Consider the following 13,836-nt stretch of genomic DNA (forward strand, 5'->3'; position numbering starts at 1 on the left):
ATTAATTGCAGCACCTTTAGGTGGTTTAGAGCCATCGCCTATACAACGACTCTGATGGACCTACCATCATCTTATTTACAGCATTCAACCATTTTATTGCCGTGGTTGATTCTTGGCACACTAAGAATAGTTGCGTGTTTGTGTGCGAGGATTTTCCGAAGGAAAATCAGAAGCTAGCAAACGAGCAACTGACATTGGTTTAACTAAAACTAGCAATTTTTTTTATACGGTGTTGTAAGCCGTTTTTTTTTATTCATTTTCTTTAATTCCATTTGTTATTACATAAAACAAAACTAAAGCAACTCCCCAAATAGAAACGTAAAAAGCTAATTTTCCGTACCAAAAAGAAAATTGACTTGTGTAAATCTCACTTAACATTAGATAAATCACAAAATACGGCAGTAATGCAATTAAAATTGTCGGAAATAAAAGTATAAATCCAATTATAGATTCAATTATATGGTGTTTGCCAGATATTATTTTTTTAACAGTATTAGAAAGTGATAAAGGAAAAAATGCTCTTGAAAATTTGTTTGAATTATTTTCTTTGAGTCCATTGTCTTTTAGTAGAAGTTGTTTATGATATAGGTGGTTTAAAATTATTTGGGTTTCTTTTTTTTGAAACGTTAAGCTGTACATATTGAACATAGTATAAATAAATACAATTGGAATGAATACAACAATGATTCCAGTGTCCGTAATTTCTAGAGGTCCAATGTCAAAACTTTCTAGTTTACTAGTTTTTAGAAGAAAAAACAAAAGAAGTAATAAGGTCAGAAAAATTGATTGTTTTTCTTCTTTTTTATTTAAGTCATTTAAGTTTGATATTAGTTGATTTCCGTAAAAAGTCAGAAACTCTTTGTCATTGTTTTCAACGAATTTATCTAAATCAGATTTATGTGTCATATTATTTCTCAAATGGCTTACAACGTTTGCGTATATGGAAAGTTGCGTGTTTGTGTGCGAGGATTTTCCGCAGGAAAATCAGCAGTAGCAAACAAAGCAACTGACATTGGTTTAGGTGAAATTAGCAATTTTTTATATACCGTGTTGTAGCCAGTTTTTATTTCATTTTTTCTTTAATTTCTAATAAGTCAGATATTCCTAAATTAAACCATTCGCCACGAATTCTTTTCTCACTAAATTTTTTATGTAAATCCGTTTCAGTTGATTTTGGTGAATTCCATAATGCTATGATTTCAGTTTCTGGGTCTTCTCCTTGAAGAGTCTTTTCTCTTACTTTTGGCTTTATACTGCGACCAATTTTTGTGTAGCCATTTCTCGGATTAAACATTAAGTATATTTTATTTCCATTTTCCGCTGATACATTTTCATTATCTTTAAAAAAAATATCTTTAAAAGCCTCTTTTTTATTCACAAATGGTACAAAATCAATTCCAGCTTTACCTTTTACTATTAATGTTCCGTTTTTGTCAGCAATTTCATTCCCATAAGTGAACCGATTAATTTTTTCCAACATTGTTCTCGTATGATTTTGAAATGTGTTAAAAACTTCTATTAAATCAGTATCTTTAGGATATTCTTGATTTATAACTTTCGCAAAGCCAATAGTAAAATCATTACGTTTTTTATCATTTATTTTAAATCTACAAACCAAACCACTTAATTCAATTCGATTATTAATATAAAATAAAAGATAATTGTTATCGGTTTTGTCGTCTAATAACCAAACTCCGTAACAATGTTTATTCAGTCCATTTAAAACATTGTTTATTGGTCCATTATCAGATTCATTCATTTGAAGAATATCTTTTTCAGATAAGTACTGACAATTTTCGGTTATATATTTTTGAATAGTATTCGGCATTTTTCTCAAATTGGCTACAACGGTTTTGTGTATGATTAGTGGCGTGTTTAAGCACCTAATTTAGCAAATAAAAACTGAATAGAAAATCCGCGAGGGTTTTCGTAAGCAAGCTCGAACTAGCCATTAATTATACACGGTGTTATGTGTAGGCTTTTCTTTCGTTTATCCAATATTGTTCGATTTTCCACGATTACATTGCTCGCATAAAATCTGTAAATTTCTATATGTATTTGAACCTCCTCTTGAAAAAGGAATAATATGGTCAAATTCTATTTTTTCTTGACTTCCACATTTTACACATTTTCCGCCATCTCTATTCCAAACTCGGTCAAGAACTTCTTGAGGTATAGGTTCACGTTTTAAATCCGATTCGTTTAGATTTGATAAAATTCCTTCCTCGATTAATTCTTTTCTAATTTGAGTTTTGAGTTGTCGCCTTTTTTCTTTTTCATTTTTATCATTTTCTTTATCCAGAATTTCCTGTTTTAAGATTTCTTTCAATTCATTTTCTTGTTCAATTTCTTGCGATTTGATAAGTTCTCTTACTTTGGTAGAAATCAGTTCTTCGTGTAATGGTAAAATGTTTTTTTTGAAATGGTCAAATCTCTCGTTTTGTATTTTTCCAAGTTGAAAAAAAAGTTCGAGTTGATTAATATTCGGAAGATTTACAGTTCTTGCTTTTTGTCCAAGAAACGGACCAACAATTCCAGCCATTTCAAGTTCATCTATTAATCTTCCAGCTCTATTATATCCTAATTTCAGTTTTCTTTGAAGTAAAGAAGCAGAACCTTGTTGATGTTCCACTATAATTTTTGCAGATTCTTGAAATAATGGGTCAAAATTAGATGAACTAAATTCAAATTTAGGTTCGCTTGATATTCGTTCATTAACTTCTTGATGAATATATTTTTGAATTTCGTCTTCAGTTAGGGTTATCTCTTTATTTTCATCAAGGACATTGCCAATTTTATTAGCCAAAAACTCTTTTTTGCTTTTATCAATAAATGTTTGAGAAACATCAATTTTTTCTTTTTCGGTATTTTCCGATTTCGCTTTTTTATTACCTCTTATAAAGTCAAATATTCCCATTTTTCTTGTTTCACGGATTTTTTTTTAGCTTACACATAACGTGTTTGTGTATGATTAGTGGCGTGTTTAAGCACCTAATTTAGCAAATAAACACTAGATAGAAAATCCGCGAGGATTTTCGTAAGTATGCGAGAATTAGCCATTAATTATACACGGTGTTGGCATTTCGTTATTTTATTCAGCTGTTATTAATTTATCGTTCACAAACTTGCTCAATTCCGTATGATAATATTGTTTTTCTCCTATTTTATCTTTTGGGACAATCTCAAAAGTTAATGCTTTTATTTCTTTTCCATTTTTGGTCGTTGTTTTTGAAATCGCCCAAAATGTTGAAGGATTAAATCCAACCGTTCTTTCATTAATTTCAATTCCGTTTTGTATAATTTTCGGATTGAAGGTTTTATTGAACGTAACTTTATTGATATAACCAATTCCGTTTTCGTCCAAAATCAGTCGGTTTTCTTTTACGTTGGATAAAATTAGGTTTACTTCTCCAATGTAATTTTCGGGGACAATTATGTCATAAGTTGGTTTATGCAAATAAAAAATTCCAATAACAGAGCAGATTGTAAATAAAGAAAGCAATAATGTCTTAAAACTATAATGTTTAAAAATTGCTTTTATAATCAATCCGATTATTAGACTTCCAAACAATATAATTGACAAAATCATAATTGTCAGATAATTTGAGCCCAACATAAAAGTCGGTAGTTTCAAGAGTTGAACAGTCAGAAATCCTATCGAGATTATACTCGATAATATCAAAATTAGATTGAGATTTCGTTTTTTCATAATGAATGCCAACTTGTTTATATGGATGATTGAATACTACATAATATGCTATATTGGTGGGATAACGATGGTTATTAACTATAATTAATCATCCTTATTATTCCAAAAGTATTCATCATCTTCATGTAAATATATATGCTTTCTTACAAGGAGTCAAAGGGATTTTGAATTTCTTTTAAGTTAGCTGTTGAAACGTGTGTATAAATCATGGTCGTTTTTGGACTGCTATGTCCTAATAATTCTTGGATATAACGTAAATCTGTCCCACTTTCTAATAAATGTGTTGCAAAACTATGCCTTAGTGTATGAAGCGTTGCATATTTTTTGATATGACCACTTCGTAATGCTTTTTTTAATACTTGTCTGGCGCTAACTTGTGTGTATTGTGCTCCAAAGCGTCCTTCAAATAGATAGGTTTGTGGTGTATATTGTTGCACATAGACTTGTAATAAACCTATAAATCCGGGAGATAAAAGGGTGTATCTGTCTTTTCTTCCCTTTGCTGATTTTATATGTATTAACCCGCGTTCAAAATCAAAATCATTTAATTTTAAATTGAGCGCTTCACCAATACGCAATCCAGCTGAATATAGGAGGCTTAATAAGGTTTTATGTTTTAAATTAGTTGTTGTATCTAGAATTACTTTTATCTCTGATTTGTTTAAAATGATGGGTAGCTTTTTATCTTTTTCAGGCCGCTTAATATCTAAATCATCAATTAAAATCTTTTCATATTCTAAGTATTTTTTAATTCCACTAATACATTGGTTTTGATAGGAAACAGATTTGTTGGCATTAAAAATAAAATCATAGTTAAATTGTTCGATACTTCTTGCCGTTATATTTGAGATTTTTTTTAGATCTAAATATCTAATAAAATAGCTTGTAACTTCAGTATATGTATTTACAGTATTTGAGCTTAAGCGTTTTTGTTCTAACCATTTTCTGTATCCTGATAGGTTGATTTCTGCGGTATTACTTAAAAGTGGAAGCATGGCTGTGCTAATTGCTTTTTTTGTATTGGGAACTTCCTTTGGTGTATTGTATGTTTTAAAGGATTCATAGTTAACATACCAATCTTTTTCTCTGAAATATTCAAAAAGCTGATGAATACGGTTTTTGTTATAATGTGTACAATACACCTTATAGGTGTTGCTCCACTTTACATCTGATAGGTCTTTTATATATGCAGCTATAATTTCATCGGAGTCAAAATGTATAGCTATAAAGGTTTTGTTATTATGCCTAAGTGGTTTTAAAGTAATTGTCGGTTTACTACGCATAAGATTTTTCTTAAAAATAAGAAATAAATTCTAATTTGCAGACATATGACTGTTTTACAGTGGTTTGTGTAATTGGTTCTAGGGGCTAGCTTATGGTAAGAAAAGTCGTTTTAGCATATTTCCCAGTAAGATATTAATATGTAATTCACTGGATCTGTTCGCTTAAATTTAGTTTGTAATTAACTCCACAGTATTTTTCATTCCTTTTTCATAGCTAGTGCTTGGAAGTGTAATGTTAAAAGCGGTTTTGTTTCCTTTAATTTCCGAATACTGAGTCCCTTGTATGTGGTATTTTCCACTAATTTCAAAAGCAAGAGTTTTTAATTGCTGAGTCGGGTCTACAGCTTCTATGATCCATCCCTTTTTATCTTTATTCAAACTCAATAGGCAAGGCGTTTTAATGATTAACTTTTGCTGCGGTCCTATTGAAACTTCACAGGGTTCAAAAGCTACGATGGCAATGGTTTTACCTTGGTTAAAGCTTAGGGCATGCACCTTGTTTGTATGCGCAATAAGGTCTCCCAATTGAGTTTTAATAACGTGTTTTACTTCTTTTTCAGATATTCCAACCACACTCACATAAGCATATTTGCCAGCTTTAGGTTTCACGCCATGGTTCACTTCTATATCAAAAACAGGTTTAGAAATTATAGTATCTGTAGACCAAGCGAGTATCTTTTTCCAGTTGCCCGTTTGCGCTCCCTGAGTTACATTTAAATGCTGTTTTGCCAAACTCACGTATGCAATACTGTCATGCCAAACAGAGCTAATCTGACCTTTGTTTTTAGCAATAGAAACCGCTCCGTTTTTTAAACTTTGATTAATTGTAGTCACCACATCAAAGTTTCTGTCGGTACTAATGGCAGAGCCCATAGCATACACTTTGTTGTCGATAAAAAAATAAGACTTATTTGCCTGTAGGCTATCTCTTCGGTATTTAAAAGCTGTAATACCCACGTTTGTACCTTTTAATCCGCCAGCAAAATTGGATTCATTATTATATCCTTTCACCGTTAAAACGGGAATTTTAGATGTGTCCTGTACTGTAGTTGTGCCTGGTAATTTTTTCCAATTCCAAATCGGATAAATTTCATGGTATTCGTCTCCTTTGCGATAAATAAGGTTGGTGCCATCTCCTAAATAATACCCCATCTGGTTTTCACCATTTAGAGCCTCGCCTCCGATAACGCGTTGTGAAGACATACGTACAGCAGAGAAAAATGTATCTGTGCGATACAAACTATAATCGGAATTCCGGAAATGAATATACTCATAGGGAGCACTTTCGGGATTGGTTTGGGAATCGAAGGCATTAAATATCTGCTCAAGGCTTTTGTAAAGATCATATTTAGCCATTGGACCGCGATATTTTTTGCCATCTACCATTTCTGGGAAGATTTGACGTCCCGTAGCTAAAACCTCGTACTTGCCTTTATATACCACTTTTTGTTGCCCTTCGAACATGAGCTTACGTATCAAATCAATTTTTGAGGGCGAAAAGGCGATGTCGGTATTATTAAAAATAAACATCCACTTAATAATATCTTCTGAAAAATGTAACCCATAGTTTCCAAACTGCGGTTGTGGCCCGTGTTGATGAAATGAATAATCTGGCTGAATTCCTTCTTGGTAAGGTTCTGAGGGTACTACAACAGCCTTTATGGTATTCGCGGCATTGGTGATTAAACTATCGTTACCGCGCAACAATTCTCGCACAAAAACATTGCCACTAAGCCATATTCTATTTTGTCCGGTCAAGCCAATTTTAGATTTATCCATTACTTTTAAGGACCGTGTCATGGTGGAATCTGGAATAATAGATTCGCAAATAACAAGTGTTGGTCCAATACTTAGAGGAACTCCAATTTCTTGTTGCCACCAGTTGTCGCTATAAAAATTATTGTAGCTCCAGAAGTTTAATCCGCCAACAATTGTTTTTGCCATGTCTTCCGACTTGTAATACTTACTCTTTACATTTTCGTATGCCGTAGCAAGAATACTCAGTCGAGTTAGGTGCATTCGCGGATTCCAATTACTCTTTCGATGCATCGTGTAATCAATATCTGCAAAGGAAAAATCGGGATTTATATTTTCGAGTAACAGTTGTACTTCTCCATCGCTAACAGCTCCTAGGATATAAAAATCTTTTAAGTTTTGCTTGAGTGTATCTAGATCGGTTGCAAAAATTAGCTGGTTGGAAGCTATAAATAGGATAATTAAAATGCGGGTATAGAATCTCATTTCGGATTGTTCTTATTAATGTTTTACTTAAAAAAAGCAGTAATTACATTAACGTTTTGGTTTCTGATTAGTTGCTCGTTTAAGCTTCTAATTTAGTAAATAAAAACCGAATAGAAAATCTCCGAGACTTACATATTTGGAACAAAATTTCATGATTTTAGATGGTCGAGTAAACGCTAGCCATTTTTGAAAAGAGCTGAAAATATACAATTCTCTTGATCTTAGTACGACTTGTTTTTTTAAATTATGGAGTGCAACCATTCTTTTGGGTGTGCCGTGTAATTCGGGATGATTTAAGATGTTAATTTAACAATTGTAGTTCTCTTCTTTTGGCTTCATCCGATACACTTTTCTGATTCCAATAGGGCTCGTTTATGCTCTTTTTTAATCGCGCTTCAGTAATTAATCCATCGCCGTTATCTTCTGTCCACGATAGGATTTTATAAGGGAATTCGTTTTGAACAGCGATAGAAATGTTCCTGTCATAGCTCAGATAATCAATGGTGTAATTTATTATGGAATCGGATTCCGTTTTACTAATTGTAGCTTTAGTTGCTTCTAATGCCTTATAATTAAAACGACTGTATAATGTAGAAAATATCATATCAATTTCACCTAAGGGAAGTTGTCCTTTATTTAAGCGAATGCGTGTAAATAGCTCATCTTCTAAAAGTGATACAGGGATATTTTTTTCGGTATCTCCGTCTGCTTCAAAGTAAGAAAATTGTTGAAACTGATAATTTTGATCTTCGAGATTTAGCTGTGTAAATGTATGTCCGCACCATTCTTGAATGCTCGTGTTTAATTTTAAGGTATGCGGATATGTTTTAAAATCGACTGGTGAAAATGTAGATGTTACAATTGAATAATCGTAGATCCCTGTCGTGAATTTTCTGATGTTATTCAATTTCATTACAGATACATTATCTTCTGCAGCAGCTTTAGGACGATCTAATTTTACTTGTTTACTTAGCGAAAACGGTTCGGTTACAAATACCAATACAACTTCACCTTCACGGATGTCTCCATATCGAGATTGTTTTAATGCATAGCTATTTATCTCCGCTTTGCCAGAATACCAATATGCGTTAAAAAGATCTGCTTTAGGTACGACTGCTTTCTCTTTAATCGCGGTTGTTGGTTTGGAAGACACGTTCTGATCTTGTTGGCAAGCAAACAGTGAAAAGACACCGAGAAAGCAACATACAGTTACAAGGTGGTTTGTTTTTTTTATAATTAGCATTACGTTTGTGTGTTAAGAAAGACCGATTTAAGCTGCTATAATTTAAGGCTTTTTTCAGAATAATAAAAACCTAAGAGTTTTAATTCGGTTTAGATTATACCCACTTTAAACCTTAAAACTGTTGATTTTAGACAAAACCTATCGGTTCTTTTAATTCGGAAAGTGTATTTGGCATAAAAAAGGTACTGAGCCTTTGGCTAATCGGGTAGGACGTCTTAAATTCCTATCATTTAGGTAATTTAAAATATTAAAAAGCTAGATAAGCTTAACCAAATAAAGGTTAAAACTTATCTAGCTAATATCTGTTTAAACGGTCTTTGGTGTCCAAGCAAATTCTTTAAAAGGAGCATCTACAGGTGTATTCGCAATATGATTTGTGTAGTTGCTAATTACTTTTTGCGACAATCCTAAAATGACTTCTAAGACTTGTTTTTCTCCATATCCGGCACCATAAAATGTAGACAGATCTTCTTGAGTAACTTGTCCGCGATTACGTACCATTTTTAAAGTGAAATCGTGTAAAACTTGTAATTTCTCTGTTGGCATAGCCGTTCTATTTCTTAACGCATCACTTAAAGACGAATCTACTTTCATCATGTTTGCAATACCCGTATGTGCAGGTACACAATAATGACATTCGTGTTCTACATTAATAGTTTGCCATACTACAGTAAGTTCGTCTGCATTAAAAGATGTTTTTGTAAATAATCCATGTAAGGTTTGGTAAGCTTCAAACGTTTCTGGAGATTCAGCTAAAACACCATGTAAGCCAGGAAGCATTCCATAACCTTTTAAAGATTTTTCTAATAATGGTTTACTTGCTTCTGGAGCAGTTTCGATGTTGTGAATTTTTAATGTTGTCATATTTTTACTTTTTAGTGATTATTAATTGTTTCTGTGTATTTAAAATAAATAGATTTATTGTTGATAAAACGATAATTCCGAAGGCGATATATACTAGTAACCATTTAGGTTGCACTCGTAAAGAAAACTCGGCTATAAGTGCCCCCGTCATTGTAAGTAGACCAAAAATATTTGCTAAAGTTGCCCAATTTATAAAAGAGAATTTAGATGTGATTTCAGTCTGGTTTTTTATTAAACTAAAAACAGCCGTTGATAAATAACCAATAACTACTGCCAAAATTAAGACTCCTGTAGTTACTCGGAATACTGTAGGATTGATACCTAAAGGTTTGGCCATTTCTATAAATGCCTGTACTGAAATTTCCCAACCGGCTAATTTTGAAATTGCAAATCGCGATAATATAATCCCCATTAATAGGTTGGAGCTAAATAGTATTTTGTTCATACTTTGTATGGTGTAATGATATGTTTATATCTAAACGTTCGTTTAGTTTTCGTTTAAAAAAAAGCTTATACGTTTTTAAATATATTTTGTATATAATTGTCGAGTTGTGTTTTGTTAAATATTCTTGATGCCGAAGATAAACCAAACATAGAAATTAGTAAAAAATCAGCCTGTTGTTCAATTGTCTCATGGTCTTTGCTTTTGTCTTGTTCTAAGTTAAGTGTAAATACATCTTTAACTTCGTCTGTGAATTTAAATAATACATCTTTAATCTTTTCGTCTGCATCTTCTCCTATTTCATTTGCTGTATTAGTTACCAAACACCCTTTACCAAACTCTGTTTCTTTAGAGAACTCTATAAAATCGTAGAAGTATTGTTTTATACCTTCAACTCCATTTTTAGATACTTTTAACTTGGTTATAAGTGTGTTTAGTTTTTTCTTGTAGCAAGCAATACTTTCAAGAAATACACCATTTTTGTTTCCGAAACTGGAGTATATAGAAAATTTATTTATGCCCATTTCTTTTTCAAGCATTTGCATAGATGTTGTCGCATATCCATTTTTCCAGAATAAAAGCATTGCTTTCTCGATAACGTCTTCTTCTATATATTCTTTTTTTCTAGCCATTATAATTCTAACACAGTGCAAAACTAACCAATCGTTTAGAAAATAAAAAATGTTTTAACTTTTATTTTAGATTTTAATGTGTTTTGTTGAAAAAAAGTAGGGTAGTACTGTGTTTGATAATGGTGATGTATAAAGGAGATTTAAATGAGATAATTTCGGAATAAACTTCCCTTAAGGCCAACAATAGTGTGTTATTTGCTGGGATTTTGCTTCACTATTTAGCGGTAATTATTTGTCCGTTTTAGTGATATCAAGGTATATTTCTCCACCTTTCATAACGAATACAATTTGATCTAATGTATGAATAAAATCATTTTTAAGATCTCCTTTTACGGCAATAAGATCTCCGTTTGCAAAAGGCGTGAGGTAACCAATTTCTTTTTCTTTGTTTAACTGAAGTGCTGAATTGTATGTAGCCGACTGTAAAATGTCTAAAGGTTTCATTCCTGCCTCAAAATAGGTGAGAAACATATCTTTAGATGATTTTCCGCGTGTCACTCCAATGTCTGTATAATTGTCAGAACCTGCTACAATAATAACGTCTGCGGCAATAGCTCTATGCAATCTGTTTTTCTGTTTTTCCATATAACCGTCTATCCAATCTATATTATCTTCACTATAACCCGCAAGTTTTGCGTAGGTTTCCATATAGGTTTTACTATTTTCTGTAGGGACTAGGAATATCTTTTTTTCAGCCATTCTAGTTAATGTTGAATCTGAAAGATTAAATCCATGTTCAATACCATCTACACCAGCTTCTATGGCATTCCAAGCCGATTGATTTGTTACACAATGTGCAGTTACAGTAAGGTTATAAGAGTGTGCTGTTTTAACAATTTCTGTCATTTCATCGATTGTGAGTTTCGTATTATTCGGAATATTGTCGGCACAAATTTTTATTAAATCTACGTTTTGGTTTACATGTTCTCGGACAGCATTTTTAGCATCGTCTACACTTGTTATAACGCGATATTCTAAATCTATAATATCTTGATGCTTTGGAGACACCCCGTAAATTTGTCCACCAGTTGCAGCCAATATTGTTCCAGAAGCAAAAATACGAGGTCCCTTAACTGTGCCTTCATTAATAGCATCGCGAAGTGCAACATCCAAATACAATCCAGAATTACCAAGGTCTTTAATACTTGTAAATCCTTCGTCTAAATAAGATTGCGCTCTTTTAGAACCTCGCAATGTTCTTAAACCATCGCTTTCCATGGTAAGTGTATGCACACTGTGATTGGCAAAGTCTTCATCGGCTTCTTGAGAAAAAAGCACATGTGTATGGGCATCTAAGAGTCCCGGAAGTACTGTGTATTCAGATAAATCTACAACGTCTTTAATTCTGTTTTTTGGAATGGAATTGAATTCGCCTATAGATACAATCTTATTATTTTTAATGTGGACGACTTTGTGCTCTAGAAGTTTGTTTTCTTTACTATCGTATAAATATCCAGCTTTAATGTACATGTCTTTTTGTTGCGCAACTAGTTTAGTATTAAAGCAAAAAACAAGCAGTAAGGAGTAAATTATAATTCTATGCATCTGGTAAATTATTTAAGGAGTACTAAGCTGTCGTGTATGAAATGTCGCGTGTTTGTCGACGAGAATTTTCAGCAATAAAAACTAAAGCCAGTACATTAAGCACCCCATATTGTTTAAGCTAAAAATAGCAATTTTTTAAATAGGGCTAAAGTTCCTAGCCTTGTTTTTAAATAAGTGGATTTTAAGTTTTACTATACATCGTTTTTAGGTTCGCATTCATAAGTTATAACTGCGACGTTTTGGAACCTTATAAAGATTTTCTTTTTGGTAGGCTATTTTTATCAAAACGACCACTTTAAAAACTATATTCACCTTTGTTTATCATCATTTCAAAATAAGAATTTACCTTTACAATTGCCTTTATCGGATAACTAACGTGTGACAAAAATAACTGATTATTTAGACGTTAATTTCGGATAAGTTTTAACTTTAAAAGGCATCAGCAATCGTTTTAATGTGAGTGAACGTTTGATTTTACGTTTTTTTTAGGTCGATTTACAGATCTCATTTTTAAAATATTAGAAAACATTGCACATGATTAAAGCTATTGAAATGTTATTAAAAAACGATAAATATTTAAGTGAAATTGCAAGCACTGTGGGTTATATAACTTTAGGAGCGTTTAGTAACATATTTCAAAAATTTACGGGAACTCATACTTAGAGATGAGAAAGAATAAAGATTGAGTTTTTATTAAGAATTAAGTGCTAATAAATGAATAGTGGACGTTTCGTGTTTTTCTGATTCCTAGTCTTTGTTATAGTAACCAATTATCTTTTAATATTATATACCTTCTGTCTATACAATTATCAGATGTATTGAAAAACTCTTTTTCAGAAGACATAAATTTTTCTAAGATCTTTACAGAGTTTAGATTTTTAGTATCCACATCGGCTGTTATTTTTGCCATATCCATTTTATCAAATCCGAAAGAGATAAGTCCTTTAGCTATTTCAGAACCGTATCCTTTTCTCCAGAATATTTCCCTTAAACGATAACCAATTTCGTCTTCGTTTTTATCATTTTTTAAAAAGGCACAAAGTCCGATAAACTCCTTTTTATTCTTAATTTCTATTCCATAAACTTTTGTGTCAGATTCACTTTGGTAAGAATCTATACAGTCTTTTAAATGTTTATCACTTTCTTTTCTAGAGAGGACTTGTCTTGGAACTAAATCCATCACATTCGGATTCCCCATCATATCGTAATAGTCATCAGAATCGGATGCTTTTAATCTTCTAACGATTAATCTGTCGGTTTCAAAAATTTTCATTCGAATTACTGCTGTTTTTTTTGCTTTAGATAATTTAGGTAAATGGGTGAGGACGTGAAATACATAGGTTCCTAGAGTTGTAACACATTATTACTTTCCTATATGGTTAATAAATTCAGTCATCTTTTCCTTATTAAGTTTTCCTGTAATAATATGATAATTTCCAATATAGTCCATTCCTAAATATTTAGCAGTTTCCGAAAAGGGGAGCCAAAATTGGTCGCCTAAATGGTTTCCAATAGAACAGCTAATTGCAGCCATTTTCTTGCCACGTAATTTCCGTCCGAGTTCTTTTTCTATAGTCAGTAAGTCTGTAAATCTATCAAAAAATACTTTCATTATTCCGCTCATGGCATACCAATATACAGGAGTGGCAAAAATTAGCGTATCGTATTTTTTAATGATTTGTCTCATTAAAATCAGATAATCATCATGCCTGTTTTTATTTTCGTAGTCGTAATAACTAAAATTAAAATCGTTCAAATTTATCAAGTCCCAATCTGATTGTATCCTAAGTTCATGCATGACTTTAAACGTATCTCCATCATTTCTAGATGTACCAACAATGATTACTTTTTTCATTTAAAATATTTTTCTTTAATAG

At 32.1% G+C, this 13,836-nt stretch carries 14 protein-coding genes; 1 reads left to right on the top strand and 13 read right to left on the bottom strand.

Features of this window, described 5'->3' with window-relative positions:
- Positions 1-249: 249 nt before the first annotated feature.
- The 11 genes from R6X41_RS17195 to R6X41_RS17250 all read right to left on the bottom strand — a co-directional run bounded on the left by R6X41_RS17195 (position 250) and on the right by R6X41_RS17250 (position 11,959).
- Positions 250-906, bottom strand: coding sequence for a hypothetical protein (locus tag R6X41_RS17195; RefSeq protein WP_318501591.1), 657 nt, complete (start codon positions 904-906; stop codon positions 250-252).
- 157 nt (positions 907-1,063) lie between these two features.
- Positions 1,064-1,828: a GIY-YIG nuclease family protein gene (locus R6X41_RS17200; protein ID WP_318501592.1), complete on the bottom strand. Its 765-nt coding sequence runs from the start codon at positions 1,826-1,828 to the stop codon at positions 1,064-1,066.
- 162 nt (positions 1,829-1,990) lie between these two features.
- Complete coding sequence (locus tag R6X41_RS19810; protein ID WP_412176278.1) at positions 1,991-2,917, bottom strand: HNH endonuclease; 927 nt, start codon at positions 2,915-2,917, stop codon at positions 1,991-1,993.
- Between the two features lie 174 nt (positions 2,918-3,091).
- The gene (locus tag R6X41_RS17215) at positions 3,092-3,589 is read right to left on the bottom strand and encodes a hypothetical protein (RefSeq protein WP_318501593.1); all 498 of its coding nucleotides are present in this window, start codon (positions 3,587-3,589) and stop codon (positions 3,092-3,094) included.
- A 263-nt stretch (positions 3,590-3,852) separates the two neighbouring features.
- Positions 3,853-4,992 carry a tyrosine-type recombinase/integrase gene (locus R6X41_RS17220; protein ID WP_318501594.1) on the bottom strand — a complete coding sequence of 380 codons (1,140 nt, stop codon included), beginning with the start codon at positions 4,990-4,992 and terminating at the stop codon, positions 3,853-3,855.
- Positions 4,993-5,160: 168 nt separating this feature from the next.
- Entirely contained in the window at positions 5,161-7,233 is a 2,073-nt protein-coding gene (locus tag R6X41_RS17225) for a polysaccharide lyase family 8 super-sandwich domain-containing protein (RefSeq protein WP_318501595.1), read from the bottom strand.
- Positions 7,234-7,534: 301 nt separating this feature from the next.
- Positions 7,535-8,476 (bottom strand): septum formation inhibitor Maf, encoded by a 942-nt coding sequence (locus R6X41_RS17230; protein WP_318501596.1) that lies wholly within the window; start codon positions 8,474-8,476, stop codon positions 7,535-7,537.
- Between the two features lie 306 nt (positions 8,477-8,782).
- On the bottom strand, positions 8,783-9,340 hold the full coding sequence (locus tag R6X41_RS17235) for a carboxymuconolactone decarboxylase family protein (protein ID WP_318501597.1): 558 nt from the start codon (positions 9,338-9,340) through the stop codon (positions 8,783-8,785).
- Positions 9,341-9,344: 4 nt separating this feature from the next.
- Positions 9,345-9,785, bottom strand: a complete 441-nt coding sequence (locus tag R6X41_RS17240; RefSeq protein ID WP_318501598.1) for a hypothetical protein — start codon at positions 9,783-9,785, stop codon at positions 9,345-9,347.
- Positions 9,786-9,850: 65 nt separating this feature from the next.
- A complete protein-coding gene (locus R6X41_RS17245; protein WP_318501599.1) occupies positions 9,851-10,414 on the bottom strand; it encodes a TetR/AcrR family transcriptional regulator in 564 nt (187 codons plus the stop codon).
- Positions 10,415-10,642: 228 nt separating this feature from the next.
- Complete coding sequence (locus R6X41_RS17250) at positions 10,643-11,959, bottom strand: metal-dependent hydrolase family protein (RefSeq protein ID WP_318501600.1); 1,317 nt, start codon at positions 11,957-11,959, stop codon at positions 10,643-10,645.
- A gap of 534 nt (positions 11,960-12,493) precedes the next feature.
- On the opposite strand from R6X41_RS17250, the gene R6X41_RS17255 reads away from it, so the two are divergent.
- Positions 12,494-12,622 carry a hypothetical protein gene (locus R6X41_RS17255; RefSeq protein WP_318501601.1) on the top strand — a complete coding sequence of 43 codons (129 nt, stop codon included), beginning with the start codon at positions 12,494-12,496 and terminating at the stop codon, positions 12,620-12,622.
- A 94-nt stretch (positions 12,623-12,716) separates the two neighbouring features.
- Here the strand turns inward: R6X41_RS17255 and R6X41_RS17260 are convergent, their stop codons facing one another.
- On the bottom strand, positions 12,717-13,232 hold the full coding sequence (locus R6X41_RS17260; protein ID WP_318501602.1) for a GNAT family N-acetyltransferase: 516 nt from the start codon (positions 13,230-13,232) through the stop codon (positions 12,717-12,719).
- A gap of 90 nt (positions 13,233-13,322) precedes the next feature.
- Positions 13,323-13,814 (bottom strand): flavodoxin family protein, encoded by a 492-nt coding sequence (locus R6X41_RS17265; RefSeq protein ID WP_318501603.1) that lies wholly within the window; start codon positions 13,812-13,814, stop codon positions 13,323-13,325.
- Positions 13,815-13,836 lie beyond the last annotated feature (22 nt).

This window comes from Formosa sejongensis (genome assembly GCF_033447105.1).
In the GTDB taxonomy this organism is placed as follows: Bacteria; Bacteroidota; Bacteroidia; order Flavobacteriales; family Flavobacteriaceae; genus Formosa.